Annotated in this window: 25 protein-coding genes, 1 tRNA gene and 1 pseudogene; 9 read left to right on the top strand and 18 right to left on the bottom strand. The window is 70.0% G+C overall.

What is annotated here, in order from left to right:
* Positions 1–238 precede the first annotated feature (238 nt).
* Both ACFHNC_RS12805 and ACFHNC_RS12800 read left to right on the top strand, forming a co-directional pair.
* On the top strand, positions 239–2,035 hold the full coding sequence (locus ACFHNC_RS12805) for a hypothetical protein (RefSeq protein ID WP_437169602.1): 1,797 nt from the start codon (positions 239–241) through the stop codon (positions 2,033–2,035).
* 148 nt (positions 2,036–2,183) lie between these two features.
* On the top strand, positions 2,184–2,894 hold the full coding sequence (locus ACFHNC_RS12800; RefSeq protein ID WP_437169601.1) for a hypothetical protein: 711 nt from the start codon (positions 2,184–2,186) through the stop codon (positions 2,892–2,894).
* A gap of 64 nt (positions 2,895–2,958) precedes the next feature.
* Here the strand turns inward: ACFHNC_RS12800 and ACFHNC_RS12795 are convergent.
* From ACFHNC_RS12795 to thrS, 12 genes are all read right to left on the bottom strand, one after another.
* Positions 2,959–3,035 (bottom strand) — tRNA-Arg (locus tag ACFHNC_RS12795).
* Between the two features lie 73 nt (positions 3,036–3,108).
* Positions 3,109–4,221, bottom strand: a complete 1,113-nt coding sequence (gene leuB / locus ACFHNC_RS12790; RefSeq protein WP_437169600.1) for a 3-isopropylmalate dehydrogenase — start codon at positions 4,219–4,221, stop codon at positions 3,109–3,111.
* A gap of 85 nt (positions 4,222–4,306) precedes the next feature.
* Positions 4,307–4,924 carry a 3-isopropylmalate dehydratase small subunit gene (leuD, locus tag ACFHNC_RS12785; protein ID WP_437169599.1) on the bottom strand — a complete coding sequence of 206 codons (618 nt, stop codon included), beginning with the start codon at positions 4,922–4,924 and terminating at the stop codon, positions 4,307–4,309.
* A 1-nt stretch (position 4,925) separates the two neighbouring features.
* Positions 4,926–6,344, bottom strand: coding sequence for a 3-isopropylmalate dehydratase large subunit (gene leuC / locus ACFHNC_RS12780; protein WP_437169598.1), 1,419 nt, complete (start codon positions 6,342–6,344; stop codon positions 4,926–4,928).
* Between the two features lie 69 nt (positions 6,345–6,413).
* Entirely contained in the window at positions 6,414–6,803 is a 390-nt protein-coding gene (rplS, locus tag ACFHNC_RS12775; protein ID WP_437169597.1) for a 50S ribosomal protein L19, read from the bottom strand.
* A 26-nt stretch (positions 6,804–6,829) separates the two neighbouring features.
* Positions 6,830–7,588: a tRNA (guanosine(37)-N1)-methyltransferase TrmD gene (trmD, locus tag ACFHNC_RS12770; protein ID WP_437169596.1), complete on the bottom strand. Its 759-nt coding sequence runs from the start codon at positions 7,586–7,588 to the stop codon at positions 6,830–6,832.
* Positions 7,585–8,100: a ribosome maturation factor RimM gene (gene rimM / locus ACFHNC_RS12765; RefSeq protein ID WP_437169595.1), complete on the bottom strand. Its 516-nt coding sequence runs from the start codon at positions 8,098–8,100 to the stop codon at positions 7,585–7,587. Before rimM ends, trmD begins: the two co-directional genes overlap by 4 nt.
* 25 nt (positions 8,101–8,125) lie before the next feature.
* Complete coding sequence (rpsP, locus tag ACFHNC_RS12760) at positions 8,126–8,458, bottom strand: 30S ribosomal protein S16 (protein WP_168054308.1); 333 nt, start codon at positions 8,456–8,458, stop codon at positions 8,126–8,128.
* 13 nt (positions 8,459–8,471) lie between these two features.
* Positions 8,472–9,857, bottom strand: coding sequence for a signal recognition particle protein (gene ffh, locus ACFHNC_RS12755; RefSeq protein ID WP_437169594.1), 1,386 nt, complete (start codon positions 9,855–9,857; stop codon positions 8,472–8,474).
* A gap of 163 nt (positions 9,858–10,020) precedes the next feature.
* Positions 10,021–10,932 (bottom strand): class I SAM-dependent methyltransferase, encoded by a 912-nt coding sequence (locus ACFHNC_RS12750; RefSeq protein WP_437169593.1) that lies wholly within the window; start codon positions 10,930–10,932, stop codon positions 10,021–10,023.
* Between the two features lie 25 nt (positions 10,933–10,957).
* Complete coding sequence (gene infC / locus ACFHNC_RS12745; RefSeq protein ID WP_304807540.1) at positions 10,958–11,482, bottom strand: translation initiation factor IF-3; 525 nt, start codon at positions 11,480–11,482, stop codon at positions 10,958–10,960.
* A gap of 127 nt (positions 11,483–11,609) precedes the next feature.
* Positions 11,610–13,565: a threonine--tRNA ligase gene (gene thrS, locus ACFHNC_RS12740; protein ID WP_437169592.1), complete on the bottom strand. Its 1,956-nt coding sequence runs from the start codon at positions 13,563–13,565 to the stop codon at positions 11,610–11,612.
* A 139-nt stretch (positions 13,566–13,704) separates the two neighbouring features.
* Here thrS and ACFHNC_RS12735 point away from each other — a divergent pair, with 139 nt between their 5' ends.
* Positions 13,705–15,210: an NYN domain-containing protein gene (locus tag ACFHNC_RS12735; protein WP_437169591.1), complete on the top strand. Its 1,506-nt coding sequence runs from the start codon at positions 13,705–13,707 to the stop codon at positions 15,208–15,210.
* A 52-nt stretch (positions 15,211–15,262) separates the two neighbouring features.
* On the opposite strand, the gene ACFHNC_RS12730 is transcribed toward ACFHNC_RS12735, so the two are convergent.
* The 4 genes and pseudogenes from ACFHNC_RS12730 to ACFHNC_RS12715 all read right to left on the bottom strand — a co-directional run.
* Positions 15,263–16,180, bottom strand: coding sequence for a glycosyltransferase family 9 protein (locus ACFHNC_RS12730; protein ID WP_437169709.1), 918 nt, complete (start codon positions 16,178–16,180; stop codon positions 15,263–15,265).
* Between the two features lie 2 nt (positions 16,181–16,182).
* Positions 16,183–17,307 (bottom strand): glycosyltransferase family 4 protein, encoded by a 1,125-nt coding sequence (locus ACFHNC_RS12725; RefSeq protein ID WP_437169590.1) that lies wholly within the window; start codon positions 17,305–17,307, stop codon positions 16,183–16,185.
* Positions 17,308–17,358: 51 nt separating this feature from the next.
* Positions 17,359–17,922, bottom strand: a complete 564-nt coding sequence (locus ACFHNC_RS12720) for an isopenicillin N synthase family dioxygenase (protein WP_437169589.1) — start codon at positions 17,920–17,922, stop codon at positions 17,359–17,361.
* Between the two features lie 86 nt (positions 17,923–18,008).
* Positions 18,009–18,335: pseudogene (locus tag ACFHNC_RS12715) on the bottom strand (2-oxoglutarate and iron-dependent oxygenase domain-containing protein); the annotation flags it as partial.
* 133 nt (positions 18,336–18,468) lie between these two features.
* Here ACFHNC_RS12715 and ACFHNC_RS12710 point away from each other — a divergent pair.
* Positions 18,469–19,629, top strand: a complete 1,161-nt coding sequence (locus ACFHNC_RS12710) for a fumarylacetoacetate hydrolase family protein (RefSeq protein ID WP_437169588.1) — start codon at positions 18,469–18,471, stop codon at positions 19,627–19,629.
* Positions 19,626–20,366, top strand: a complete 741-nt coding sequence (locus ACFHNC_RS12705; RefSeq protein WP_437169587.1) for an alpha/beta hydrolase — start codon at positions 19,626–19,628, stop codon at positions 20,364–20,366. The genes ACFHNC_RS12710 and ACFHNC_RS12705 overlap by 4 nt, the downstream gene beginning before the upstream one ends.
* On the opposite strand, the gene ACFHNC_RS12700 is transcribed toward ACFHNC_RS12705, so the two are convergent.
* Positions 20,356–21,222 (bottom strand): NAD-dependent epimerase/dehydratase family protein, encoded by an 867-nt coding sequence (locus ACFHNC_RS12700; protein WP_437169708.1) that lies wholly within the window; start codon positions 21,220–21,222, stop codon positions 20,356–20,358. The two genes, ACFHNC_RS12705 and ACFHNC_RS12700, sit on opposite strands and share 11 nt — an antisense overlap.
* A 64-nt stretch (positions 21,223–21,286) precedes the next feature.
* Between ACFHNC_RS12700 and ACFHNC_RS12695 the strand changes: the two genes are divergently transcribed.
* From ACFHNC_RS12695 to ACFHNC_RS12680, 4 genes are all read left to right on the top strand, one after another.
* Entirely contained in the window at positions 21,287–22,120 is an 834-nt protein-coding gene (locus tag ACFHNC_RS12695) for a tetratricopeptide repeat protein (protein WP_437169586.1), read from the top strand.
* A 107-nt stretch (positions 22,121–22,227) separates the two neighbouring features.
* A complete protein-coding gene (locus tag ACFHNC_RS12690; protein WP_437169585.1) occupies positions 22,228–23,211 on the top strand; it encodes a tripartite tricarboxylate transporter substrate binding protein in 984 nt (327 codons plus the stop codon).
* A 12-nt stretch (positions 23,212–23,223) separates the two neighbouring features.
* The gene (locus tag ACFHNC_RS12685) at positions 23,224–23,898 is read left to right on the top strand and encodes a cyclase family protein (protein WP_437169584.1); all 675 of its coding nucleotides are present in this window, start codon (positions 23,224–23,226) and stop codon (positions 23,896–23,898) included.
* Complete coding sequence (locus tag ACFHNC_RS12680) at positions 23,895–24,671, top strand: SDR family NAD(P)-dependent oxidoreductase (RefSeq protein WP_437169583.1); 777 nt, start codon at positions 23,895–23,897, stop codon at positions 24,669–24,671. The genes ACFHNC_RS12685 and ACFHNC_RS12680 overlap by 4 nt, the downstream gene beginning before the upstream one ends.
* 6 nt (positions 24,672–24,677) lie before the next feature.
* Here ACFHNC_RS12680 and ACFHNC_RS12675 read toward each other — a convergent pair whose 3' ends face one another.
* Complete coding sequence (locus ACFHNC_RS12675) at positions 24,678–25,346, bottom strand: glutathione S-transferase family protein (RefSeq protein ID WP_437169582.1); 669 nt, start codon at positions 25,344–25,346, stop codon at positions 24,678–24,680.
* Between the last annotated feature and the right edge of the window lie 14 nt (positions 25,347–25,360).

The following is a 25,360-nucleotide window of genomic DNA, read 5'->3' as shown; positions in this document are numbered from 1 at the left end:
TGCGCCGGGGGCTTCGCAGCATCCGAAACACCGAGGACAAGTGCGAGCCACACGCCCCCTGCTTCGCCACCTTGCCCGGGCCACCCTGGCCCTGACCCTGCTCACGGGCGCAGTGGAGGCCGTGGCGCAGCCACGTGGCCGGGCACCGGCGGCCGAACCGATTCCCCTGCCGCCACCCCCCGCCCCGGTGGAACCACAGGCGCCCACGGCCGCGCCACCCTCGCCCGCGGCCGCCCCCTTGGACACCGGGACCCAGCCCCCGGAGGCGCCCGCCCTGCAAAGGCGGCTCACCCTGGGCGAGATCGGCCTGCCGACCGGCCTGGGTTTCGATGCCGCCGGCGCCGAGGCGAGCTTCCCGCTGCCGCGCGGCGTGCCGGGCCTGGCGGGGCGGCTGTCGCTCGTATTCGAACTTTCCGCCCCCTTCCCCGGCCGCCATGCGGTGGAGCTGCGGGCCAATGGTCGCCTGCTGGCCAGCACGGCCTTCCCGCCCGGCAGCAGCCGCCTGACACTCGATGTCGCGCTGCCCGAAACCGATCTGGCGGAGACCGAGCTGCGCCTCGGGCTGCGCCTGCTGGGCGATACCGACCAGGCCAGCGCCACCCTGCTGCCCGAAAGCCATCTGGCGCTGCTGCTGCCCGACCCCGGGCAGCTTTCCATCGCCGCCCTGTTCAGCCTGCTGCCGCCGGCAACGCAGGTGCTGCTGCGCCCCGGACCGATCTCGGCCACGGAAGCCGCGGCCGCACTCCGCATCGGCCTGGCACTGGCGGCCTCGGGGCGGCAGGCGACCATCGCCAGCGCCCCGCCCGGCGTAGCCCTGCCCGGCCGCGCTGGCACCCGGCTGTGGGCAACCGGTGCCGTGCTGGTGGGCGAGGGGGCGGAGGCCGCGACCGTAAGACTGGTGAACGGCCTGCCGGTGCTGAGCCTCGGCGGCGCCACGCCGGAAAGGTTGGCCCGGCTGCTCGACAGCCCCTGGCGTGGCCTGGCCCTCGCGAACAGCCTGACCGGCGGCACCGAGGCCGCCCCGGCGCCCGCAACGCCCAGCTTCCTGCCCTTTACCGCGCTGCGCGGCAGCCTGGCACCGCAGGAGACGGCGCGCGCTGCCTGGAGCCTCGGCTTCCACATCCGGGACCTGCCGCCCGGCACGCAGGTGGAGGCGGTGGAGGTGCTGCTGCGCGCCGCACCCGACCCCGCCGGCGCGCCAGGCGTGGCGACACTGCTGCTGAACGAGGTGATCCTCGGCAGCACCACTCTATCTGCCGAGGGCCAGGGCCGCATCGCATTGCCGGTGCCGGGCGGCGCGCTGGCCGCCGAGAATCGCATCGAGGTGGTGTTGCAGCGCGCCACGGCCAGCGGGCCGGCGCAGCTTCTGCCGGGCAGCCAGCTACGCCTGGGCCCCGCTGGCGCGCCCCGCAACTTCCTCGGCCTTCCGGCCGCCTTCGGCGCGGGTGTGGAGGTGCTGGTGGACGCGCCGGGCGGCGTGCTGGTGGCGGAGGCGTTGAACCCGTTGCTGTGGGTGCTGCGCGCCGTGGTGCCCGCCGCCGCGCCGCTGCGCGTGAGGCTGGCCGAACCGGGCACACCGGCCAGCCCGACCGGCCCCTTCGTTGCCGCCACCTATGAGCCGCCTTCCGGCAGCGACCCGGTGCTCCGCTTCGATGCCGGGCGCATCCGGCTTTCCAACCAGGCTGGGCGGCCGGTGCTGGAACTGGGCGGCGTGGCACGCGCCCTGTCGGTTCAGCTTGTCAACGCCAGCGGACACCCAGGGCTGTGGTTGCGGCCGATCGGCCCGCCGCCCCTGCTACCCAACGCGGCCCCGCGGCTGGACCAGGGGGATGTGGCGCTGCTGGATGGGCAGGGCGTGGCGCTGGCCTGGTCCAGCGCGCCGGGGCCCCAGCTGCGTGTGGACTACCCCGATGCGCCCCGCCCAGTGGCATGGCTGCCACTGCTGATGGCGTGGCGACCCTGGATCGTTGGCGTCCTGTGGCTCGTTGGCTTCGTGCTGGTGGTCTGGGCCTTCCTGCGCCCGCGCCAAGCCTGACCGAGGATCACAGATCCGGTGGCGGACCATGCCCCAGCCTGGCATTCCGCTTCGGCAGAATGGGGCTCGGCCTGCCCGCGGCACCGCGCGGCGTGGCAGTATGGTAAGGTTCCCACCGCACCGACACCAAAGGGAATTTCGCCCGCCCATGCCCCATGACGATCCGACGAATCCGCCATCTCCGGTTCAGCTCATCTTCGTCCACTTGCCCAAGACCGGTGGCTTCGCCCTGCACGCCGCGCTGGAACGTGCCCTGCCCGCCGGCAGCGTGCTGCGGATCGGGGACAGCGCGGCGCAGCAGGAATTCGCCGCCATGAGCCCGGAGCAGGTGGCGCCCTACAGCATGGTCAGCGGCCACTTCACCTTCGAGGAGGCGCAGGCCCGCGCCCGCCCGGGCGCCCGCTTCGCCACCCTACTACGGGACCCGGTGGCGCGGCTGCTGTCTGCCTTCAACTACATGTCCACCTGGCAAGAGCACCCGCTGCACGCCAGCTTCCGCGATCGCGGCTTTGCGGACTTCATCGCCGATTCGAGCCAGGAGCTGGCCGCCGAGGCCTGCCGGCAGCTCACCGGCCGCGACACGGCGGCGGAGGCGATTCCGATCCTGGAGACCTGCTACGCCCTGGTCGGCACGACCGCCCGCCTGCCCGATGTCTCCCACCATCTGCATCAATGGCTGGGCCTGGCGCCGCAGGTGCCGGAGCGGGAGAACGTGACCGCAGGCCAGGGCCGCGTGAGCCTGACCAGCGAGACCTGCGAGCAGCTTCTGGAGCTGACGCGGGAAGACCGGAAGCTTTTCCAGCACATCGCCGGCCGGCACGACGGGATGTTCATCCAGGCTGCCAATTCCGCCGTGTAAAGAACGGCAGAAACGCAGAAAGGCCGGATCAAAGATCCGGCCTTTTCTTCAGCATATGCACCCGTGGCGGACCCGAAGGGACTCGAACCCCTAACCCCCAGATTCGTAGTCTGGTGCTCTATCCAATTGAGCTACGGGTCCGTACGGGAAGCGCTAGATAGCGGGGGCTTTTGGATCGTGCAACCCCGCCCCCGGCAATTCTATGCAGCCAATTCTAGGCAGAGAGTTTTTCAAGCTCCCGCAGCACCGCTTCGCCCATCACGGTGGTGCCGACGCGCGCCATGCCGGGGGCCATGATGTCGGCCGTGCGCAGACCGCCGCCGAGCACCTTCTCCACCGCCTGCTCGATCAGCGTCGCATCCTCATCCATGCCGAAGGACAGGCGCAGCAGCATGGCGAAGGACAGGATCTGGGCGCTGGGATTGGCGATGCCCTTGCCGGCGATATCCGGCGCCGAGCCATGGATCGGCTCGTACAGCGCATGGCGACGGCCATCCGGTTGCAGCGCGCCGATGGTGGCCGAGGGCAGCATGCCGAGCGAGCCGGTCAGCGCCGCGGCGAGATCCGACAGCACGTCGCCGAACAGGTTGCCGCCGAGCACCACGTCGAACTGCTTGGGCCGCGAGGCGAGCTGCATGGCGCAGTTATCCGCGTACATGTGCTCCAGCTCGACGTCCGGGTACTCGGCCGCGCCGACCTCGCCCACCACGGCGCGCCACAGGCGGCCGGATTGCATGACGTTCGCCTTCTCGACGCTCGTCACCTTGTTGCGGCGCTTGCGCGCCAGATCGAACGCCACGCGGGCGACGCGGGCGATCTCGTCCTCGTCGTAGATCTCCGTGTCGATGCCGACGCGCTTGCCCTGTGCATTCACATGGATGCCGCGCGGCTCGCCGAAATAGATGCCGCCAGTGGTCTCGCGCACGATCATGATGTCGAGGCCGCGCACCAGTTCCGGCCGCAGCGAGGAGGCATCGATCAGCGCATCCAGCACCACGGCGGGACGCAGATTGGCGAACAGGCCGAGATCCTTGCGCAGCCGCAGGATGCCGAGTTCCGGCCGCTTGTCGAAGGGCAGGCTATCCCATTTCGGGCCGCCGACGGAGCCGAACAGCACGGCATCGACGGAGGAAGCGGCGGCAACCGTCTCGTCCGGGCAGGGCGAGCCGGTGGCATCCAGCGCGGCACCGCCGACCAGCCCCTCGGTGATCTCGAAAGTGACGCTGCGGCGGCGATCCATCCAGTCGATCAGGCGGCGCACTTCGCGCATCACCTCCGGCCCGATGCCGTCGCCGGGCAGGATGAGAAGCTTCTTGTTGGCGGGCATGGGGGTGTCCTGTCGCGGAAAGGCTCTCCCTTCCCCGCCTCGCGGGGGAGGGTCGGGGTGGGGGCCAGGACGGCCCCCGCATCACTCAGACTTCGGCGTAGAGCCAGGGCTGCGCGGCGCGCTGCTTTGCCTCGAAGCCATCGATCGCCGGGGCGTGCTGCAGGGTCTGGCCAATATCATCCAGGCCGTTCAGCAGCAGGTGGCGGCGGAAGGGATCGATCTGGAAGGGAATCTCCTCCCCATTGGGGCGCACCACCACCTGGCGCTCCAGATCCACGGTGAGGCGGGCATTGCCGCCCATCCGCGCGTCTTCCATCAGCTGCTCACACACCGCGCGCGGCAGGGCCACGGGCAGCACGCCGTTCTTGAAGCTGTTGGAATGGAAGATGTCCGCGAAATCCGGCGCGATGACGCAGCGGATACCGAAATCCAGCAGCGCCCAGGGCGCATGCTCGCGGGACGAACCGCAGCCGAAATTGTCGAAGGCGATCAGGATCTCGGCGTGCCGGTAGGGTTCCTGGTTCAGCACGAAGTCCGGGTTTTCCGACCCGTCCTCCTTGTACCGCATATTGGCGAACAGCGACTTGCCGAGGCCGGTGCGCGCGATGGTCTTGAGGAAGCGCGCCGGGATGATCTTGTCCGTGTCGATGTTGGCGGCGGGCATCGGTGCGGCGACGCCGGTCAGCGTGGTGAAGGCCCTCATCTCACACACCCTCCTGCAGCTTGCGGACATCGACCAGATGCCCGTGGATCGCCGCCGCCGCTGCCATGGCGGGCGAGACGAGATGCGTGCGCCCGCCCGGACCCTGACGGCCCTCGAAATTGCGGTTCGAGGTGCTGGCGCTGCGCTGGCCGGGTTTCAGCTTGTCCGGGTTCATGCCGAGGCACATGGAGCACCCCGCCTCGCGCCACTCGAAACCGGCTTCCTTCAGCACGATGTCGAGCCCCTCATCCTCCGCCTGCTTCTTCACCAGGCCGGAGCCGGGCACCACCAGGGCGCGGACGCCATCCGCCACCTTCTTGCCGCGCGCGATGGCGGCAGCGGCGCGGATGTCCTCGATGCGGGAATTGGTGCAGGAGCCGATGAAGGCAACATCGATCTTGAGGCCTTCCAGCTTCTGGCCCGGCTGGAGGTCCATGTACTGCAGCATGCGCGCCATCTGCGCGCGGCGGTCCTCATCCTCGACCAGCGCCGGGTCCGGCACCAGGCCGGTGATCGGCAGCACGGCCTCGGGGTTGGTGCCCCAGGTGACCTGCGGCGCGATCTGCGCGGCGTCGAGCACCACTTCCTTGTCGAAATGCGCGCCGGCGTCAGAGGGCAGCGTGCTCCACCAGGCCACCGCCTTGTCGAAATCCGCGCCCTTCGGCGCGAAGGGGCGACCCTTCACGTAGTCGAAGGTGGTCTGGTCCGGCGCCACCATGCCGGCGCGTGCACCGGCCTCGATGGTCATGTTGCAGAGCGTCATGCGCCCGGCCATGTCCAGCGCGCGGATCGCCTCGCCGGCGTATTCGATGACGTAGCCGGTGCCGCCGCCGGTGCCGATCTGGCCGATGATGGCGAGCACGATGTCCTTCGCCGTGCAGCCCTGCGGCAGCACGCCATCCACCGTCACGCGCATATTCTTCGCGGGTTTCTGCAGCAGCGTCTGGGTGGCCATCACATGCTCCACCTCCGACGTACCGATGCCGAAGGCCAGCGCGCCGAGCGCGCCATGCGTGGAGGTGTGGCTGTCGCCGCAGACCAGCGTCATGCCCGGCAGGGACAGGCCCAGCTCCGGCCCGATGACGTGCACGATGCCCTGGCGGATATCGGTCAGCGGAATGTAGGGCACGCCGAATTCAGCGACGTTGCGCTCCAGCGTCTCGACCTGCATCCGGCTTTCCGGATCCTCGATGCGGCCGTAGCGTGAGCTGTCCGTGGCGATGTTGTGGTCCACGACAGCAATCGTGGCATCCGGCCGGCGCAGCTTGCGGCCGGCGAGGCGAAGACCTTCGAAGGCCTGGGGGCTGGTGACTTCGTGGGTGAGGTGCTTGTCGATGTAGAGGACCGCGGTGCCATCCGGCAGCGTGTCCACCACATGGGCGTCCCAGATCTTGTCAAACAGCGTGCGTGGCTTGGCCATCGCTTTCCCCTTCTTGTCTTTCCTCCACCAGCCCGATGGCCCCGCCCGAATGGCGGGGCCGATGTCGGTTCAGGAGGCGGTGGCGGGCACTTCGCGCTTGTCGCGCGCCCGCTCAACGATGCGCGCGGACTTGCCGGTCCGGCCACGCAGGTAATACAGCTTCGCGCGCCGCACCTTGCCGCGCCGCACCACGATGATCTCCGCCACATTCGGCGAATACAGCGGGAAGATGCGCTCCACGCCCTCGCCGTAGGACAGCTTGCGGACGGTGAAGTTGCTGTTCAGGCCGCGGTTGCTGCGGGCGATGCAGACGCCTTCATAGGCCTGCACGCGGGTGCGCTCGCCTTCCACGACCTTCACCATGACGCGGAGCGTATCGCCCGCGTCGAAGGCCGGCGTCGGGCGGGTGGCGGAGAGGCGCGCCTGCTGGGCGGCCTCGAACTGCTGGAGCAGGTTCATCGGGTGGTTCCTTCCAATCAATGCATCTAGGCGGCGGCCGGGTGGCCGTCCAGCCGCCCCGCCTTGGCCGTGTTCGGTTGTTCCGCCATGCGGCGGGTGAATTGGTCCCAGAGGTCCGGCCGCCGCGCACGGGTCGCGGCCTCCGCCTCGGCGCGGCGCCAGCGGGCCACTTCGGCATGGTGGCCGGAGAGCAGCACATCGGGCACGCGATGCCCCTGCCATTCGGCGGGGCGGGTGTAGTGCGGATATTCCAGCAGGCCGTCCGTGCCGTGGCTTTCCTCCGCCGCGCTCGCCGCCCCGCCCATCACGCCCGGCAGCAGCCGGATGCAGGCATCGAGCAGCAGCAGCGCCGCAGTCTCACCGCCCGACAACACGAAATCCCCCGCCGAGACCTCGACCATTTTCCGAGTTTCGATCACGCGCTGGTCGACACCTTCGTAGCGGCCGCAGAGCACGACCACGCCGGGGCCGGCGGAGATCTCGCGCACCAGCGCCTGGTCCAGCAGGCGCCCACGCGGCGTCAGATAGACCAGCGGCGCGCCCGGGTTGGCCGCGGTGGCCGCTTCGCAGGCCGCGTCCAGCACATCCGGCCGCATCACCATGCCGGCGCCGCCGCCGAAGGGCGTGTCATCCACCGTGCGGTGGCGATCCGTGGCGAAGCCGCGGATATCCATCGCCTCGATCGCCCAGCGCTCCTCCCGCAAAGCCTTGCCGGCAAGCGACAGGCCGAGCGGCCCCGGAAACATCTCCGGGAACAGGGTCAGGATGGTGGCCTGCCAGGTCACGCCGCTGCCTCACCCGGCTGAGGGGTCACGATGACCTCGCCGGGCGGCACCACCACCACGCGGCCACCGGCGACATCCACCACTGGCACAACGGCCTTGGTGAAGGGCAGCAGCAGCTCGCCGGAGGCACAGTCGATCACCAGGAAGGCGCCGGCTCCGTGGTCCTGCACCGCGCGTACCGTGCCGAGCTTCGCCCCGTCCTCCCCGAAGGCCGGCAGGCCCTCCAGGTCGCACAGGAAGAACTCGTCCGGGTCCTCGGACGGCGGCAGGCGGTCGCGCTCGGCGTAGAGCTTCACGCCCGTCAGCTTTGCGGCCTGTTCGCGGTCCGTCACACCCTCGATGCGGGCGATGCCATCCGGCATGGCGGTCACGGCGAAGCGGCGCGTCCCAGCCTCATCCGTCAGGGGGCCGTAATTGCCGATCGCGCGCGGGTCCGCGGTGAAGGCGCGCAGGCGCACGAGTCCGCGCACGCCATGCGGCCTGCCGATCTCGCCCACGATCACGCGCTTCACCCGGTCCACCGATCAGCCCTTACGCTCAGCCCGCATTCGCGGCGGCGCGTTCCTGCGCCTTCTTCTTCGGCAGGGACTGCTTGGGCTGCTCCGGGTACACCGGCATCGGCGCCAGGCCGGCATGGCCGAGGAACTTGGCCACACGCTCCGTCGGCAGCGCGCCGACCGACTTCCAATGGGTGATGCGCTCGGCGAACAGCCGCACGCGATCGGGGTGGTCCGACGGCAGCATCGGGTTGTAGCTGCCCAGCTTCTCGATGAAGCGGCCGTCACGCGGGCTGCGGCTGTCGGCCACCACGATGTGGTAGTAGGGACGCTTCTTGGCGCCGGCGCGCGCGAGGCGGATCTTGAGGCCCATCTGTATTCTGCTCCTAGAAAGGTCGTTTGTTGCCGAGACCGGGCATCAGCGCGCCGAGACCGCCGCGCATCATCCCCTTCTGGCCCATCTTGTTCATCCGCTTCATCATGTCCGACATGTCGTCGAACTGCTTCAGCAGACGATTCACTTCCTGCACCGTCGAGCCTGACCCCGCGGCGATGCGCTTCTTGCGCGAGGCCTTGATCAGCTCCGGCTTCCGCCGCTCCTTCATCGTCATCGAGGAGATGATGGCGGCCTGGCGCTTCAGCATCGACTGATCGAGATTCGCATTCTCGATCTGCGCCTTCATCTTGCCGATGCCGGGCAGCATGCCGAGGATGCCGGACAACGAACCCATCTTGCCGATCTGCTTGATCTGCTGGGCGTAATCCTCGAGGTCGAAAGACCCCTTCTGCATCTTCTTGGCGAGCTTTTCGGCTTCCGCCTGGTCGATGGTCTCCGCCGCACGCTCAACCAGGCTGACAATGTCGCCCATGCCGAGGATGCGGTTGGCGATGCGATCCGGATGAAAGTCTTCCAGCGCATCCAGCTTCTCACCGGCGCCGAGCAGCTTGATCGGCGCGCCGGTGACGGCGCGCATGGACAGCGCCGCACCGCCGCGCGCGTCGCCGTCGACGCGCGTCATGACGATGCCGGTGACGCCCACCTGTTCGTTGAAGGCGCGCGCCGTCTGCACCGCGTCCTGGCCGGTCATCGCATCGACCACCAGAAGCGTCTCATGCGGCTTGGCAAACGCCTTCACCGCGGCGACTTCGGCCATCAGTTCGGCATCGATGGACAAGCGGCCGGCGGTGTCGAGGATGACCACGTCGAACAGCTCGCGCCGCGCGACATCGAGCGCGCGGGCGGCGATCTCCAGCGGCTTCTGGCCCATGACGATGGGCAGGCAGGTGACCTCAGCGCGGTCCGCCAATTGCTGCAGCTGCAGCTGCGCCGCCGGGCGATGCACGTCGAGCGAGGCCAGCAGGACCTTCTTGCGATCCCGTGTGCGCAGCCGCAGCGCGATCTTGCCGGAGGTGGTGGTCTTGCCCGAGCCCTGCAGGCCGACCATCAGGATCGGCAGCGGCGACGGTGCGTTCAGGTCGATGCCGCGCTTGCCGTCATCGCCTTCACCGCCGCCCAGCGCCTCGACCAGCGCATCGTTGACGATCTTGATGACCTGCTGCGCCGGCGAAACGCTGCGGATCACCTCGGCCCCCACGGCGCGATCGCGCACGCGGTTCACCAGGTCCTTCACCACGGGCAGGGCGACATCGGCTTCCAGCAGCGCGACGCGGACTTCCCGCAGCGCCTCCTGGACATCGGCGTCCGACAGCGCACCGCGACGGCGCAGCTTGTCGAAAACCCCTGCCAGCCTGTTGCCCAGCGCCTCGAACATCGTGGCGGATCTACCCCTTGCAGCCGTTGCGACGCCCCCAAACGAAATCGCGCCGCTGCGCGAGTCTTCGCGGAGCGACGGAGCCGACCCACCTTTGGCGGGGCGACCAAGACATCAGGGGGCGCCTGATGCCGCGTTCCCTACTGCCTGGCGGGGTCCCTGGTCAAGCGCCCGCCGCCGGGTGGCGTGGTTTGCGCCCAACCACCACCAGGTTTCGCAAGGCGTCGGCGGGCAGGCTGGCCGCCGCCTCCGCATTGTCCCAGCAGGCGGAGTACTGCGCCACCTCAAGTTCCAACCCCGCCGCCTGCATCGCCTCCAGCAGCTCCGCCATGGTGTACTCGCGGACATGGTGGTGGAAGCGGTCCTCCGGCCGGTATTCGGGCCGGAACAGCGGCTGCGGGTTGCGGCCGGCGAGAATAAGGCCGCGGCAGCCCTGGCGCAGGAAATTCGGCGTCGTCACATACAGCAGTCCGCCCGGCCGCAGCGTGGTGGCCAGCGCGCGGAACAGATTGGCCGGATTGACCAGCAGGTGTTCCAGCACCTCGCACAGCATGACCAGGTCGAGGTCGCGTAAAGGTGGGTCGGGCAGCGCCAGGGCGGCGTCGCCGCGCAGATCCAGCTTCTCCAGATCCACCTGCACCGCCCGCTCCACGATGCCATCGAGCTGCTTGTGCCGGAACAGGCAGGCGGCGGTCAGGCGGAGTTCCGGGAAGGCGGCATGGAACAGCATCGGCGTGATGGAGGAGCCGATTTCCATCACCCGGCAGCGCGGCCAGCCCGGTTCCGGCTTGAGGAGGGTCTCGATGGCATAAAGCGCCTCAGCGAAGCGCAGCCGGTGGTCGCGGGCGTAATCCTGCTGGTCCGGGCGCAGGCTGCCCGCCGCCACCAGCCCGGCCAGCGCCTGGTCATAGGCGGTGACGTGGGACCGGCAGCCGGCGCCGAAGGCCGCGGAGCGGGCTTGCAGACCTGCATCTTGCGCAAGCGGGGCCGGAACCGGCACCGCGAAAGGCGAGGCCGGCACAACCGGCGCTGGGGCGGAGGGGCCGGACAGCCGCTTCCGGATTGCGCCGAACATACCGGCCAGCCCCCCGATCGGCTGCCTATTTGGGTGCCAGCACCATGATCATCTGGCGGTTTTCCAGGCGCGGCATGGATTCCACCTTGGTGGCTTCCGCCAGTTCCGTCCGGATCCGGTCCAGCACCTTCAGGCCGAGGTCCTGGTGCGCCATTTCGCGGCCACGGAAGCGCAACGTGACCTTCACCTTGTCGCCGTCGCCGATGAACTCCTTCATCTGCCGCATCTTCACATCGTAATCGTGGTCGTCGATATTCGGACGGACCTTGATTTCCTTCAGCTCGACGACCTTCTGGCGCTTGCGCGCCTCATTGGCCTTCTTCTGCTGCTCATACTTGTACTTGCCGTAGTCCGTGATCTTGCAGACCGGCGGAGCAGCGTTGGGGCTGATCTCGAGCAGGTCGAGCCCGACCTCATACGCCCGCAGCAACGCGTCGCGCGCAGACATCACCCCGATCATTTCGCCGTCCTGATCGATCAGGCGGACCTGGGGTACACGGATGTCTTCATTGACCCGCGGGCCGTCGCGCGTCGGCAACTGGGCGGGCATCGGACCTCGGGCTATAGCGCTCTCCTGTCGTGGTTCAAGACGTATTCCGGATTGTTATGGCGATCCGGTCCCGCCGAAGCAAGCGGCGGCGGGTGTTTCGACCCGCGCGCCGCCGCGAAATGTGGCATTATTGCGCCGCTTCGGGGACCGACCGGAGAAGGTCGGGCGCCGTGGCTTCGACCACCAGCCGGGCGACTGCCTCCGAAAGTGGCAGGCTTTCCTGTTCCCGCCCAGGAAGGCGGCGCAGCACCAGCATGCCTTCCTCGGCCTCCCGCCGCCCCACCACGGCCAGCACCGGCACGCGCTGGGCGATGTGGTCCGGCACCTTGCGGTTGATCTTCTCGTTCCGCAGGTCGAGCTCCACGCGCAAGCCAGCGTTGGCCAGCGCCGCCGCGGCCTGACGCGCATAGTCATCGGCATCCGAAACAATGGTCGCCACCACCACCTGCACCGGCGCCAACCAGAGCGGGAAGCGGCCCGCATGCTGCTCAATCAAGATGCCGAGGAAGCGTTCGAAGCTGCCCAGGATCGCCCGGTGCAGCATGACCGGCCGCTTGCGAGTGCCGTCTTCCGCCGCATAGGTGGCATCAAGGCGTTCCGGCAGCACGAAATCCACCTGCAGGGTGCCGCACTGCCAGTCGCGGCCGATCGCGTCCCGCAGCACGAATTCCAGCTTCGGGCCGTAGAAGGCGCCCTCCCCCGGGTTCAGCTCATACTCCACCCCGGCAACGGCGCAGGCTTCCTTCAGCGCACCCTCCGCCCGGTCCCAGGTCGCGTCGTCGCCGGCGCGCACCGCCGGCCGATCCGAGAACTTCACGCGGAAATCGGTGAAGCCGAGGTCCCGATAGATGCTGGACAGCAGCGCCACGAAATGCACCGTCTCATCGGCAATCTGGTGCTCCTCGCAGAAGATGTGCGCGTCGTCCTGGGTGAAGGCGCGCACCCGCATGATGCCGTGTAGCGCGCCGGATGGCTCGAAGCGGTGGCAGGCGCCGAATTCGGCCATGCGCAGCGGCAATTCGCGGTAGCTGCGAACGCCTTGGTTGAAGATCTGCACGTGGCAGGGGCAGTTCATCGGCTTCAGCGCATAGACGCGGTCCGCCTCGTCCTTGTCCTCGACCTTGGCGAGGAACATGGCGTGGCGGAATTTCTCCCAATGGCCGGATTCCTCCCACAGGCGGCGGTCCACAAGCTGGGGGGTCTTCACCTCCTGGTAGTCGGCCTGGTCCAGCCGGCGGCGCATGTAGTCTTCCACCGTCCGGTACAGCTTCCAGCCCTTCGGGTGCCAGAAGACGCTGCCGGTCGCTTCCTCCTGCAAATGGAACAGGCCCATTTCCTTGCCGATGCGGCGGTGGTCGCGCTTCTCCGCCTCCTCGATCTGGAGCAGGTGGGCGTCGAGTTCCTTCTGGTCGCGCCAGGCGGTGCCGTAGATGCGGGAGAGCACCGGGTTCTCGGACTTGCCGCGCCAATAGGCGCCGGCGACCTTCATCAGCTTGAAGGCGGTGCCGACATCGCCGGTGCCGCGCATATGTGGCCCGCGGCACAGATCGATCCAGTCGCCCTGGCTGTACAGGCTGATATCCACGCCATCCGGCAAGTCGCGGATCAGTTCGACCTTGAACGCCTCGCCCTTCTTCTCGAACAGGGAGGTCGCCTCGGCGCGGGAAACGACGCTGCGCTGGAACGGGGCATTGCGCGCCACGATCTCCCGCATCCGGCCCTCGATGGCGGCGAAGTCTTCCACGCTGAAGGGCTGGTTGCGGAAGAAGTCGTAGTAGAAGCCGTTCTCGATGGTCGGGCCGATGGTCACCTGGGTGCCAGGGAACAGGTCCTGCACCGCTTCCGCCAGCACATGGGCGGTGTCGTGGCGGATCATCTCCAACGCCTCGGGGTCGCGGCGGGTGATGAAGCGCAGGCTGGCATCGGCCGAAATCTCGTCCGACAGGTCCCGCAGCACACCATCCACCTGCATGGCGAGCGCGGCTTTGGCCAGGCCGGGGCCGATGCTGGCCGCGACCGTCGTGCCCGTGACGGGCCCGACGAAGTCGCGGACGGAACCGTCAGGCAGGGTGATCGCGGGCATTGGAATACAAGGCTCCTGGGCTGTGCCATAAAGGGCGCGGACCATGGCCAGCCCACCGCCCCGCCGTCAAGGCGCCGCACGGCATGCCTGGCCCATATCACTCGTATGACGCGTCTTTATCTTTTGCCTGGAAGCCTGAATGACCGATCGAGATCCGCTCCCGCGTGCCGCCCTTTATGTCGATTTCGACAATGTCTTCATGGCCCTGCTGCGCTGGGACGAGCGCGCCGCCTATGCCTTCGGCGAGCGTCCCGATGCCTGGCTGGCGTGGCTGGAGGGGCGTGAGGAAGGCGGCAAGCCCGGCATCCGCCGCACCCTGGTGCGCCGCTGCTATTTGAATCCGGGCGGATACTGGGATTTCCAGGCCGGGCGGCCGGTGGCCCGCTACCGGGCGACCAAGGATTTGCGGAACCGCACCTATTTCTCCGAATTCCGCGCCGCCTTCGTGCAGGCCGGCTTCGACGTGGTCGATTGCCCACCCGTCGCCTGGCTGAAGAACAGCGCCGACATGAAGATGGCCCTCGATATCCGGGAGGCGCTGGACCACCGCACCCGCTTCGAGGAATTCGTCCTGCTGTCCGGCGACAGCGATTTCCTGCCGGCGCTCGCCCGCCTGCGCGCGCATGACCGGCGCATCACCATCCTGGCGCAGGATACGGCGAAGGCCGCCTATCTGGCGGCGGCCGACCTGGTGGTGGGCCTCGATGAATTCGCGCATGACGGCATGGGCAACCTGCCCGTCGCCCAATTCTCCACCACCGCCCCTGCCACCGCCCCCGCCCCCGCCGCGCGCGTGGACGTGCCGCGCAGCGACCCGGCGCGGCCCGATCTGCCTTCGCTGCGCGCCCAGGCGCTGGAATGGGTGCGGGAGGCGGTTGCGCGCAGCCCCGGCGGCGCGCTGCGGCTGACCGATATCGGCCAGGCCCTGCCGCGTGCCTTTCCGGCCCTGCGGCACACGGATTACGCCGGCGCCGGCTCGCTCGGCGCCTTGATCGAGGAAGCGCAGGACCGCCGCCTGTCGCTCTCCGGCCCGCCGGCGCGGCGCTGGGTGTTCGATGCCGATCGCGGCGCGGCGCCCGAGGATTCGCCCGCCGAGGACAAGCCGGCGGAGGAGAAACCGGTCGAGGCCGCGGACGCGCCGGACACCACCTCGGTCGAAGCGCCTGAGGCCGAGCTGCCCACGATCGCGGCGCGCGAAGCCGAGGCATCGGAGCCGGAAGCGAGCGCCGTCAGCGAAACCGCTCTGATGGAAGCGCCGCAATTGCTGCGCGACCTGCTCTGGGGCTCGCGCGACCCGAAGGGCCTGCCGCACGACCTGCCGGCCTTCACCCCGGCGGAGTTGGGCTTCCTGCTGGATGCCATCGCCACCGCCCTGCCGCTGGACCCAGCCATCGCCGCCCCCGAAATCGCCAAGGCCGCGAGCGCGGAGGGCCTATGCGTCTCGGCGCGAGAGGTGACGGCGCTGCTGCGCTGGCTGATGCGCGGCTACGTCAAGCTGCATGAACCGGCGACACCGGAGGGCGCCGCCCGCCTGTCCCGCGTGCTTTTCGCCACCCTGGTGAACACCGCGCGCGCGGCCGGTGAGAAGCTGAGCGAGACGGAGACGGAGGCGCTGCGCGCCTGGACGCAATCCGGCCTGGGGTGAAGCCGACAGCCAAGCCCCCGGAGGATCCCGCCCGGCAACCGGGGGCATGAACTCAGTCGGACGGCAGGATGCCCGCCAGCGCCGCATTCACCGCATCCAGCCCCAGCCCGGACAGCGGCACATGCCGCAGCACCGCCACGCTGGGGCCGCGCGGGGCACACAGCGCCGGGTCGCTGTCGGCGCCGAACAGCGCCAGGGTCGGGCAACCGGCAGCGGCGATCAGATGCGTCGGGCCGGTATCATTGCCCAGCGCGAAGCGGGCGCGGCGGGCGAGCGCCGCGATCTCGGCGAAGCCGGTGCGCCCGGCCAGGTTGATGGCGCCCGGCGCGGCCTCGGCGATCTGCGCCGCCATCGCCATCTCCGCCTTACCGCCGAGCACCACGCAGGGGATCGGACTGGCAGCGGCGAAGGCGGCGAAGCGCGCCTCCGGCCAGCGCTTGCCGGGCCGCTGCGGCGATGCCCCCGGCACCAGCAGGGCGAATTCCGGCGGCAGGCCGAAGCCATCGAGATCAGCCGCGAGCCAATCCAACACCGGCGGCGGGAACTGCGTAATCCCCGCGGCTTCCAGCTGTTCGCGCTGCCGCTCGATGGTGTGCAGCGAGTCGCGGTTCGGATTGTCATGCGGGTGGGAGGCACCGCGCGCCACGCCGGACCACTCCACCCCCAGCCCGACCAGCCAGCGGTAGCGGGAGGATCGGCCGGAGGTCTGCAGATCATACACCCGCCCGAACCGCGCCGCCCGCAGGCGGCGCCGCAGGCCGAGCACGGCGCGCGGGTCATGCCAGGCGGGGCGGCCCTCGGACCAGATTTCGTCGAACCAGGGGCTATGGTGCGCCAGGTCGGCGAAGGGCGGCGTCGTCAGCAGCACGATGCGCGCGCCGGGGTGGTGCGCGCGGATCGCGGCGAAGGGGCCGAAGGACTGGACGAAATCGCCCAGCGCGCCGAGCCGGATCACCAGTATGGCGGGCACGGTCATGCCAAGAACTCCCGATAGACGGCCAGCGTCGCCGCTTGCATCGCCGCGGTGCTGTAGCGCGCCAGCACCGCCTGCCGCGCCGCATCCCCCACCGTCTGGCGCGAGGCCGCCGGCATGGCCAGCACCCGCGCCAGCATCGCCGCCAGCGCCGCCGGGTCGTCCGGCGTCACGCGCCAGCCCGTCACGCCATGTTCCACCGTCTCCCGCGGCCCGCCGAGATCGGCGGCGATCACGGGGCGCGCCATGGCCTGGGCCTCGATGACGGTGCGGCCGAAGGCTTCCGCATCGGTGCTTGCATGCACCACCACATCGGCGGCGGCGAGCGCCAAAGCCAGCTCCGGCACATGGCCGAGCATCCGCAGCCGCCCGGCCACACCGAGCGCCCCGGCCAGCGCCTGCAATTCCTGGGCGTAACCCTCCCGCCCGCCGCCGGCGAGCACCACGCGCACTGTCTCCGGCAGCAGCGCCAGTGCCCGCAGCAGAACCGCCTGGCCCTTCCAGCGCGTCAGCCGCGCCGGCAGCAGCAACACCGCATCGCCCGGCGCGGCGCCCCATGCGGCACGCTGCGCCGCAACGGCCTCGGCGCTCACCAGGGCCGGATCGAAGCGGCGCGGGTCGACGCCGCGCGGGATCAGGCGGATGCGCTCGGCCGGCACGCCGTGGCGCGCCTGCACCAGCGCCGCGATGAAGCCGCTGATCGCGATCACCCGGTCGCCGCGCGCCATGACGGAATTGTACAGCCGCTTGCCCGGCAGGCCTTCATTGTAGGCGCCGTGATAGGTGGTGACGAAGGCCGCCCCGCTGCGCCGCGCCGCCAGCAGCGCCGACCAGGCCGGGGCGCGGGACCTGGCATGGATGATCCGCACATCCTCCGCCTGCGCCAGCGCGGTCAGCGCCGCGGCGTTGCGCCAGATGGCGATCGGCGATTTCGTCGCCAGCGGCAGCTTCACATGGCGCACGCCCAGCCGTTCCAGATCCGCCACCAGCGCGCCACCGGCCGAGGCGACAAGCGGCCGCAGCCCGGCGTCGCGCAGCGCCTCGGCGATTTCGATGGTGCCGCGCTCCACCCCGCCGGAGGCCAGAGCGGGCAGCACCTGGAGCACGGCGGGGGGCATCGTCATGGCCCGACGTTCCTACCCCCGGAGGTACAGGGCGTCCATCGGGCGCGGCTCTCAGCCCTGGCGGCGATGCGCGTAGGTCGCGTCCAGCCGCTCCCGCAGGTAATCGGCGCCGATCACGGCCGGGTAGCGGGCGGGGTTTTGCGGGCCGGTGCAGCTGGGCAGCACTTCCACCACCGCATCCGGATTGGGGTCGAGGAAGAAGGCGGCCGAATAACGCTCCGCCGCCGGCGCCCGCACGCGATGCGGGGTGGAGACATAGACATCATTGGTCCAGCGCATCAGGCAATCGCCGATATTGCAGACGAAGGCGCCCGGCACCTGCGGCACTTCCCCCCAGCCGCCGCCAGTAGCGTCTTCCGCGCCCTGCGGGCGACGCCTGACTTCAAGCCCCGCGACGCCATCCGTGGCCAGCACGGTGACGTTGCCGTAGTCCGTGTGTTCGCCGGCGCCGAGCGCGGCCTCGCCGCCGCTGCAGGCCGGGTAGTGCAGCAGGCGCAGCGTCGCCAGCGGGCGATCCAGCTTGTCCTCGAAGAAATCCTCCGCCAGGCCGAGATCCAGCGCGAAGCCGCGATGCAGCAGACGGCCGAGCGCCCAGGCCGCGTCGAAATGTGCCATGACGTCCTGGCGCAGATCGGGCGCGCCTCCGGCCACAGGTTCACACCGCGAAAAGGCTTGCCGGCCAGCACCTCCGGGTCATCCGGCGCCAGGTCGAGGCCGACATTGAACGCCTCCTTCCGATCCGCCGGGCTGGTCGGGTCCAGCTGTTCCTCGGAGAGGCCGACATAGCCACGGTTATGCGGCGAATGGCGGATCGACAGGGCCTGCTTGGCAGCATCCGGCAGCGCGAATAGCGCCCGTGCCGCCGCGAACAGGCGCTGCGTCACCGCCGGCGCGATGCCGTGGCCGGTGACCAGGAAGAACCCGGCGCCACGGCAGGCGGCGCCCAGCGCCGCGGCCACCTGCCGCCGCGCCGCCGGATCGGCCTGGCGCAGGCCCGACACATCGATGATCGGCACCGTCTCGGGCATCATACCCTCCTCACCCGCAAGGCTGCCCACCCATGCTGCACGCAGCAGGCGAGGCGGAAAAGCAGCACCGGCTTGGCCGCGCGCCGGGAAGCTGTAGGCTCGGCCCACGCCAGGAAAGGGACGCAAATTCTCCATGACAGAGACCCAAGCGCTGCCGCAGGACCTCGCCTCCGGCCATTTCGCGCTGCGCCTGATGACGCCGGAGGGACCCTGCGTCTTCGCACTCCGCCAGGGCGAGGCCTTCGACATGACGCCGGCCTTCGGCACCGCCAGCGCCTGGCTGAACAGCGAGGACCCGATCGCCGCCATCGCCGCCCGCGGCGCGCCCACGGCGCTGGACCTGCCGGCGGCACTCGCCAACGCCCACCATGCCGCGCGCGACCCGGCGCAGCCCTGGCTGCTGGCGCCGATTGACCTGCAGGTCATCAAGGCGGCCGGCGTGACCTATGTGCGCTCCATGCTGGAGCGCGTGATTGAGGAACGCTGCCGCGGCGACGCCACCCAGGCGGAGGCGATCCGCGCCGAGGTGCGGGAGATGATCGGCGACGATCTGGCGAACCTGATCCCCGGCAGCCCGGAAGCCACCCGCGTAAAGGCCGCACTGGTCGCCAAGGGCTGGTGGAGCCAGTACCTGGAAGTCGGCATCGGCCCGGATGCGGAGATCTTCACCAAGGGCCCGGTGCTGTCCGCCGTTGGCCCCGGCGCCAAGGTCGGCGTGCACCCGGTCAGCCAATGGTCGAACCCGGAGCCGGAGGCCGTGATGGTGGTGAACGCCCGCGGCAAGATCGTCGGCGCGACGCTGGGCAATGATGTGAACCTGCGCGACGTGGAGGGCCGCAGCGCCCTGCTGCTCGGCCGCGCCAAGGACAACAACGCCGCCTGCGCCCTCGGCCCGCTGATCCGCCTGTTCGATGAGGGCTTCACGCTGGAGGATGTGCGCCAGGCGGAGCTGACGCTGAGCATCACCGGCCGCGACGGCTTCGACCTGCACGATTCGGGCCGCATCGGCGCCATCTCGCGCGACCCGACGGAGGTCGTGGGCCAGATGATCGGCGCGCATCACCAATACCCGGATGGCGCGGTGCTGTTCCTCGGCACGCCCTTCTCGCCGTCCAAGGATCGCGGCGCGGCGGGGATGGGCTTCACGCACCACCCGGGCGATGTGGTCCGCATCGCCACGCCCCGCCTCGGCGCGCTGGTAAATGAGGTGGACCGCACCGATTCATGCCCGCCCTGGAGCTTCGGGATCGGCGCGCTGATGGCGAACCTGGCGAAGCGCGGCTTTCCGGCATGAGGGAGGAAACCGGCCGGCTGGACGGCCGCCTGGCCTGGGCGCGGCTGGCCGGGCGCGGGCCGGGCGTGGTGTTCCTGCCGGGCTATCGCAGCGACATGCAGGGGTCCAAGGCGCTGGCGCTGCGCGACCACTGCGCCGCGACCGGCCGCGCCTTCCTGCGGCTAGATTATTCGGGGCATGGCGCATCGGCCGGGCGGTTCGAGGATGGCACCATCGGCCAATGGGCCGCTGATGCGCTGGCTGTGTTCGATGCGCTGACGGAGGGGCCACAGGTGCTGGTCGGCTCCTCCATGGGTGGCTGGATCGGGCTGCTGCTGGCCCGCCAGCGGCGCGACCGCCTGGCCGGCTTCATCGGCCTCGCGCCTGCGCCGGATTTCTCCGAAGCGCTGATGTGGCCAAGCTTCACCGAGGCGCAGAGGCAGGCGGTCATACAGGATGGGGTGGTCCACCTGCCCAGCCAATATGGCGAGCCGACGCCGGTAACCCGCGCGCTGATAGAGGATGGCCGCAAACAATCCGTCCTCGGCGGCCCGCTCGACCTGCCCTGCCCGGTCCGAATTCTGCAAGGCATGGCCGACCCGGACGTGCCCTGGCAGCACGCGCTGCGTCTGGTGGCGGCGCTGGCCGGCGGCGATGTGCGGCTGCACCTGATCAAGGACGGCGACCACCGCCTGTCCCGCCCCGAAGACCTGCGCCTGCTGGCGGAGACGTTGGAAAGCCTCGTCGCTACCCCTTGAGGATCTGGGCCAGACCCTCGCGATAGGTCGGGTAGCGCCAGGCAATGCCAAGCGCCGCCTTGGTCGCTTCATTGGCGACCCGGCGATTCTCCGCCCAGAAGGACCGGCCCATCGGCGACATCGCGGCGCTGGCCTCCTCGAAGGGCACCTCAGGTGGCGGTGCCACGCCCAGCAGCCGCGCCGCCTCCGCCAGCACATCGGCATTCGGCGCCGGCTCGTCATCCACCAGATGCAGCACCCGCGCGCCCACCCGGTCCTGTCGCGCCGCAGTCGCCCGGTTCTGGCGCGCCGCAGTCGCGACGGCGAACGCGATATCATCCCGGTGGATGCGGCTGAAGGAATGGCCGGGCTTCACCACCCGCCGCGCCGTGCCGCGCCGCACATCCTCCAGCGCGCTGCGACCGGGGCCGGGGCCGTAGATGCCGCCCACCCGGAACAGATCCAGCGCCGCACCCCGCGCCGCCGCCGCCGCGCGCCAGGCCTCCTCGACCCGCAGGCGGTGGGCGGAGCGCGGCTGGCCGGGCGCGGGTGGCGTGGCTTCATCAACCTCCGCGCCGCCACGGTCGCCATAGACGCCGGTGGTGGAGAGGTAGCCGATCCAGCGCAGTCCTGGGGCCTGGGCGATCGCCGCCGCATGCGCCAGCAGCACCGGGCAGCCAGCCTCCTCCGGCCCTGCGGTCACGATCAGGTGTGTCGCGGCGCGGATCGCATCCCCGGCCTCGGCAAATCCGACCAGCGGTACCGCCGCCGCACGGGACGGATCCCGCGCCGTGCCGGTCACCGCGAAGCCGGCGGCGGCTGCCTCTGCCGCAATTGCCGCCCCGGAATAGCCAAGACCCGCCACCACCATCCGCATTGTCAACTCGCTCCCCTGTCGCACAACTGGCGCCTTGTCGCACCCATGGGTAGGATCGCGCGTCATGCAACGCCAGACCCGCACCGTTCTCCTGGGCGCCTTCGCCGCCGCCGCGCTGACGGCGCTGGGTGCGATCGGCTGGGTGGCGCTCACCCCCACCCCGGCGCAGACCGCCGAAGACCACATGCCAACCCCGCCGCAGCCGCCTCGCCTGGCCGATGGCCCGGAATTCGAGCGCTGCCTGGGGCTGCTCCGCAACGACCCTGAAGCCGCCCGCGCCTTCGCCGAGGCCTGGGGCCGCGCAGGCGGCGGAGAGGGTGCGCGGCAGTGCCAGGCGCTGGCACTGCTGTCGCTCGGCGAACCCGCGCTCGCGGCGCAGCGGCTGGAGACGCTGGCCACGCAATCCGCCGCCAGCAGTCTGGCGCGCGCCGCGGTCTATGCCCAGGCGACGCAGGCCTGGCTGATGGCGGGTGAAGCCAACCGCGCCTATGGCGCCGCTACCCTGGCGCTGACCCTGTCGCCGGAGGATGTGGACCTGCTGGTGGACCGCGCGGTGACGCTCGGCAGCCTGTCCCGCTACAATGAGGCGATCGAGGATCTGGACCGCGCCCTGGCGCTGGACCCGAACCGGGCGGAGGCCCTGGTTTTTCGCGCGGCCGCAAATCGGCACATGGACCGGGTGGACCTGTCCGCCCGCGATATCGAACGCGCGCTGCAATCCGACCCAGCCAGCGCCGAGGCGCTGCTGGAACGTGGCATCATCCGCCAGTTGCGCGGCGATACCGTGGGCGCGCGGGAGGATTGGCAACGTGCCATTACCCTATCCCCCAACTCGCCAACCGCCGACCTCGCGGCGCAGAACCTGGCGCTGAACGAGGCCGGGCCGGCCCGCCGCTGAGCCAGGCCGCGCCGCACGGGTTGCCGCCACCCCACCAACTGCCTAGGCTTTTCCCACAACCCGGGAGTTTTTAACCAACCGGGGTCAGTTGGGGAAGGAAAGCCGTGATGAACGCATCGCGACGCCAGGTGCTTGGCCTCGGGGCTTCGCTGGCGGGGGGCGCGCTGGCCGCGCCCGGAATTGCCCGGGCCCAGGATTGGCCGGGCGACCGGCCCATCCAGATCATCGTGCCCTTCCCGCCCGGCGGCGGCACGGACATCAACCTGCGCGCCATGACCGTGCATTTTCAGCGCCACCTGCCCGGCTCGCGCTTCGTCATCGTCAATCGCGGCGGCGCCGGCGGGGAGATCGGCTACACCGCCATGGCCAGCGCCGCGCCAGATGGGCTGACGCTGGGCACCATCATCACGCCCAGCCTGCAGACCATCACCATCGAGCGCCAGCCGCGCTACCGGCTGGAGGATTTCGCCTATCTCGGCACCATCGTGGAAGATCCGGGCGGGTTCCATGTTGCGGCCGACAGCTCCTGGCGCACGGTTGCGGATCTGGTGGCACATGCCAAGGCCAATCCCGGCGCCGTCGCCGTCGGCACCGCCGGCATCGGGTCCGACGACCACCTGCTGATGATCGGCCTGGCGCGCGCCGCCAATATCCAACTGAACCACATCCCCTATGCCGGGCAGGCGCCGACGGTGTCGGCGCTTCTCGGCGGCCATATCCAGGTTGCTTCGATGAACATGGGGGAGAGCGTGGCGCTGATCCGGCAGGGCCAGATCCGACCGCTGGCCGCCGCCGGGCCGCAGCGCTTCAGCATGACGCCGAACGTGCCAACCTTCCGCGAGGCCGGCTTTCCGCTGGATACCGGCGTGGTCCGCAGCCTGGTGGTGCCGGCTGCGACGCCGGAGCCGATTCGCCGGCGGCTGGAGCAGACGATCGCCGAGACGATGCGCGACCCGGCCTGGATCGCCGAGGCAGAGCGCCTTTTCATCCCGCTGCAGTACCGCAGCGCGGAAGAAACCCGCGCCATCGTCTTCCGCGAGGCGGAGGCGCTGCGCGAACTGTGGCAGCATCAGCCCTGGCGCGATGCCTGAAGGACTGACGCGATGCAGCGCCTGATCGACCTGTCCACCCCGGTGAAGACCGGCCATTTCCGCTGGGAGGTCGAGCGCCGCCTGGCCAAATGCCACGACACCGGCGCCGGCCAGGCAACCTGGGCTGGGTGGAACCTGCACGCCTTCACCCACATGGACAGCCCGCGCCATGTGGACCCGGCAGGCTTCACCACGGACGGCATTACGCTTGAGATGACGGTGGGGCCGGGCGCGGTGCTCGATGTCTCCGACGTGCCGGCCAACACGCCGATCGAGGCAGCGCGCCTGGAAGCTGCGGGCTCCCATCTGCAGGCGGGCGACTTCGCGCTGATCCGCACGCGATGGGATGAGCGTGCCAGCATCGACACGCCCGAATTCTGGCTCAACGCCCCGTGGATGACGGCCGAGGGTTCGGTTTGGCTGCGCCAGCGCGGCATCAAGGCGGTGGGCTTCGACTTCCCGCAGGACCACTGCATCCGCTTTTTCCTGACCGGGGAAAAGCGGCCGCCGCTGCCGGAGCATGTCACTCACTACCACCTGCTGGCGCGCGGCGTGATCATGTTCGAATACCTCTGCAACATGGGCGCCCTGACGCAGAAGCGGAACCAGGTGATCGGCCTGCCGGTGAAGGTGCCGGATTCGGATGGCGCCCCGGCCCGCGTCATCGCCATCGAGGATGCGGCATGATGCTGGCGGGACAGGTCGCGCTGGTCACCGGCAGCGGGTCCGGCATCGGCGCCGGCATCGCGCGCAGGCTGGCGCGGGATGGGGCGGCGGTGCTGGTGGCGGATATCAACCTGCCTGCGGCGGAACAGGTTGCGGCGGAGATCGTTGCGGCCGGCGGCCAGGCGCTGGCGCGTCGGATGGATGCGGCGGATCCCGCGGATGCGGCTTCCGCCGTCGCGGCGGCCGAGGCGCACTTCGGACGCCTGCGGATTGCCGTCTGCAACGCCGGCATCACCGACCGCGTGCCGGTGCTGGAGCTGGAACTGGCGGCCTTCGAGAAGGTGGTGCGAACCAATCTGTTCGGCTGCTTCGTCTCCGCCCAGGCCGCCGGGCGGGCGATGGCGCGCGGGCCAGATGGCGGCGGGCGGATCGTCACCATCTCCTCCGTCTCCGGACAGTTCGGCGGCACCGGGCGCGCCGCCTATGGGGCCAGCAAGGGCGGGATCGAGACGTTAACCAAGGTGCTGGCAGTGGAGCTGGCGCCGCTCGGCATCCTGGTGAACGGCGTGGCGCCCGGGCCGACGCAGATCGCGCGGACCGCGCATGGCCCGCGCCAGCGCGCCGCCTTCCTCGACCGCATGGCGGTCAAGCGCTACGCGACGCCAGAGGATATCGCCGGCGCGGTGGCCTTCCTCTGCGGGCCGGATGGCGGCTACCTGGCCGGGCACATCCTGAACGTGGATGGCGGCTTCGCGGCGGCGGGGGTGATGTACGATCCGGCCGAGGGCGCGTGAGCGGCCTCAGAAATCCAGATCGTCGTAATGCGGCGGCGGCACCACGCCGGTGACGCGGTCGCCCAGCAGCGGCCGGAAGCTGGGGCGGGACTTCACCCGCGCGTACCAATCCTTCGCCGCATCGCAGATCGACCAATCCACGTCGCCGATATAATCCAGCGTCGAAAGCTGCGCCGCCGCCGCCAGATCCGCCAGCCCGATCTGCGGCCCGCCGAGCCAGGCGCGGGTTTCCGCCAGCCAGCCGATATATTCGAGATGCGGCTTCAGATTGGCGTAGCCGGCACGGATTGCCGTGGCGTCCGGATTGCCACGGCCGAGCAGCCGCTTCATCTGCTTCTCGAACACCAGGTTGCGGGTGACCTCGGCGTAGAATTTCTGGTCGAACCAGGCGACCAGCCGACGCATCTCCGCCCGTTCCCCCAGCGTGCGGCCAAGCAGCGGCATGTCGGGATAGGCCTCGTCCAGATACTCACAGATCGCGTACGAATCCGCGATCGACAGGCCGTTCGATTCCTGGAGCAGCGGCACCGTGCCGGCGGGGTTTACCGCCAGGAATTCCTCGCGCCGCTCCCACACCCGTTCGATCCGAAGATCGAAGGGAAGGCGCTTCTCGGCCAAGGCGAGGCGGACCTTGCGGGCAAAGGGGGAGAGTGGAAGGTGAAAAAGGGTCCGCATGCGTGCCGATATTT

It is taken from the genome of Falsiroseomonas sp. E2-1-a4 (assembly GCF_051433165.1).
Classification (GTDB): domain Bacteria; phylum Pseudomonadota; class Alphaproteobacteria; order Acetobacterales; family Acetobacteraceae; genus Falsiroseomonas.
The sequence above is the reverse complement of the archived record's forward strand: the minus strand, read 5'-3'. Positions and strand labels throughout refer to the sequence as shown.

What these genes read in the sequence shown, in the direction of transcription:
- leuD (WP_437169599.1), bottom strand. Translation starts at nt 4,924, where the DNA reads ATGAGGGCCTTCACCACGCTGACCGGCGTCGCCGCACCGATGCCCGCC.
- ACFHNC_RS12680 (WP_437169583.1), top strand. Translation starts at nt 23,895, where the DNA reads ATGATGCTGGCGGGACAGGTCGCGCTGGTCACCGGCAGCGGGTCCGGC.
- ACFHNC_RS12685 (WP_437169584.1), top strand. Translation starts at nt 23,224, where the DNA reads ATGCAGCGCCTGATCGACCTGTCCACCCCGGTGAAGACCGGCCATTTC.
- ACFHNC_RS12690 (WP_437169585.1), top strand. Translation starts at nt 22,228, where the DNA reads ATGAACGCATCGCGACGCCAGGTGCTTGGCCTCGGGGCTTCGCTGGCG.
- ACFHNC_RS12750 (WP_437169593.1), bottom strand. Translation starts at nt 10,932, where the DNA reads ATGTTCGGCGCAATCCGGAAGCGGCTGTCCGGCCCCTCCGCCCCAGCG.
- leuC (WP_437169598.1), bottom strand. Translation starts at nt 6,344, where the DNA reads ATGGCCAAGCCACGCACGCTGTTTGACAAGATCTGGGACGCCCATGTG.
- ACFHNC_RS12695 (WP_437169586.1), top strand. Translation starts at nt 21,287, where the DNA reads ATGCAACGCCAGACCCGCACCGTTCTCCTGGGCGCCTTCGCCGCCGCC.
- rplS (WP_437169597.1), bottom strand. Translation starts at nt 6,803, where the DNA reads ATGAACCTGCTCCAGCAGTTCGAGGCCGCCCAGCAGGCGCGCCTCTCC.
- ACFHNC_RS12700 (WP_437169708.1), bottom strand. Translation starts at nt 21,222, where the DNA reads ATGCGGATGGTGGTGGCGGGTCTTGGCTATTCCGGGGCGGCAATTGCG.
- rpsP (WP_168054308.1), bottom strand. Translation starts at nt 8,458, where the DNA reads ATGGGCCTCAAGATCCGCCTCGCGCGCGCCGGCGCCAAGAAGCGTCCC.
- ACFHNC_RS12705 (WP_437169587.1), top strand. Translation starts at nt 19,626, where the DNA reads ATGAGGGAGGAAACCGGCCGGCTGGACGGCCGCCTGGCCTGGGCGCGG.
- infC (WP_304807540.1), bottom strand. Translation starts at nt 11,482, where the DNA reads ATGCCCGCCCAGTTGCCGACGCGCGACGGCCCGCGGGTCAATGAAGAC.
- leuB (WP_437169600.1), bottom strand. Translation starts at nt 4,221, where the DNA reads ATGCCCGCCAACAAGAAGCTTCTCATCCTGCCCGGCGACGGCATCGGG.
- thrS (WP_437169592.1), bottom strand. Translation starts at nt 13,565, where the DNA reads ATGCCCGCGATCACCCTGCCTGACGGTTCCGTCCGCGACTTCGTCGGG.
- ffh (WP_437169594.1), bottom strand. Translation starts at nt 9,857, where the DNA reads ATGTTCGAGGCGCTGGGCAACAGGCTGGCAGGGGTTTTCGACAAGCTG.
- ACFHNC_RS12710 (WP_437169588.1), top strand. Translation starts at nt 18,469, where the DNA reads ATGACAGAGACCCAAGCGCTGCCGCAGGACCTCGCCTCCGGCCATTTC.
- ACFHNC_RS12720 (WP_437169589.1), bottom strand. Translation starts at nt 17,922, where the DNA reads ATGGCACATTTCGACGCGGCCTGGGCGCTCGGCCGTCTGCTGCATCGC.
- ACFHNC_RS12735 (WP_437169591.1), top strand. Translation starts at nt 13,705, where the DNA reads ATGACCGATCGAGATCCGCTCCCGCGTGCCGCCCTTTATGTCGATTTC.
- ACFHNC_RS12800 (WP_437169601.1), top strand. Translation starts at nt 2,184, where the DNA reads ATGCCCCATGACGATCCGACGAATCCGCCATCTCCGGTTCAGCTCATC.
- ACFHNC_RS12725 (WP_437169590.1), bottom strand. Translation starts at nt 17,307, where the DNA reads ATGACGATGCCCCCCGCCGTGCTCCAGGTGCTGCCCGCTCTGGCCTCC.
- ACFHNC_RS12675 (WP_437169582.1), bottom strand. Translation starts at nt 25,346, where the DNA reads ATGCGGACCCTTTTTCACCTTCCACTCTCCCCCTTTGCCCGCAAGGTC.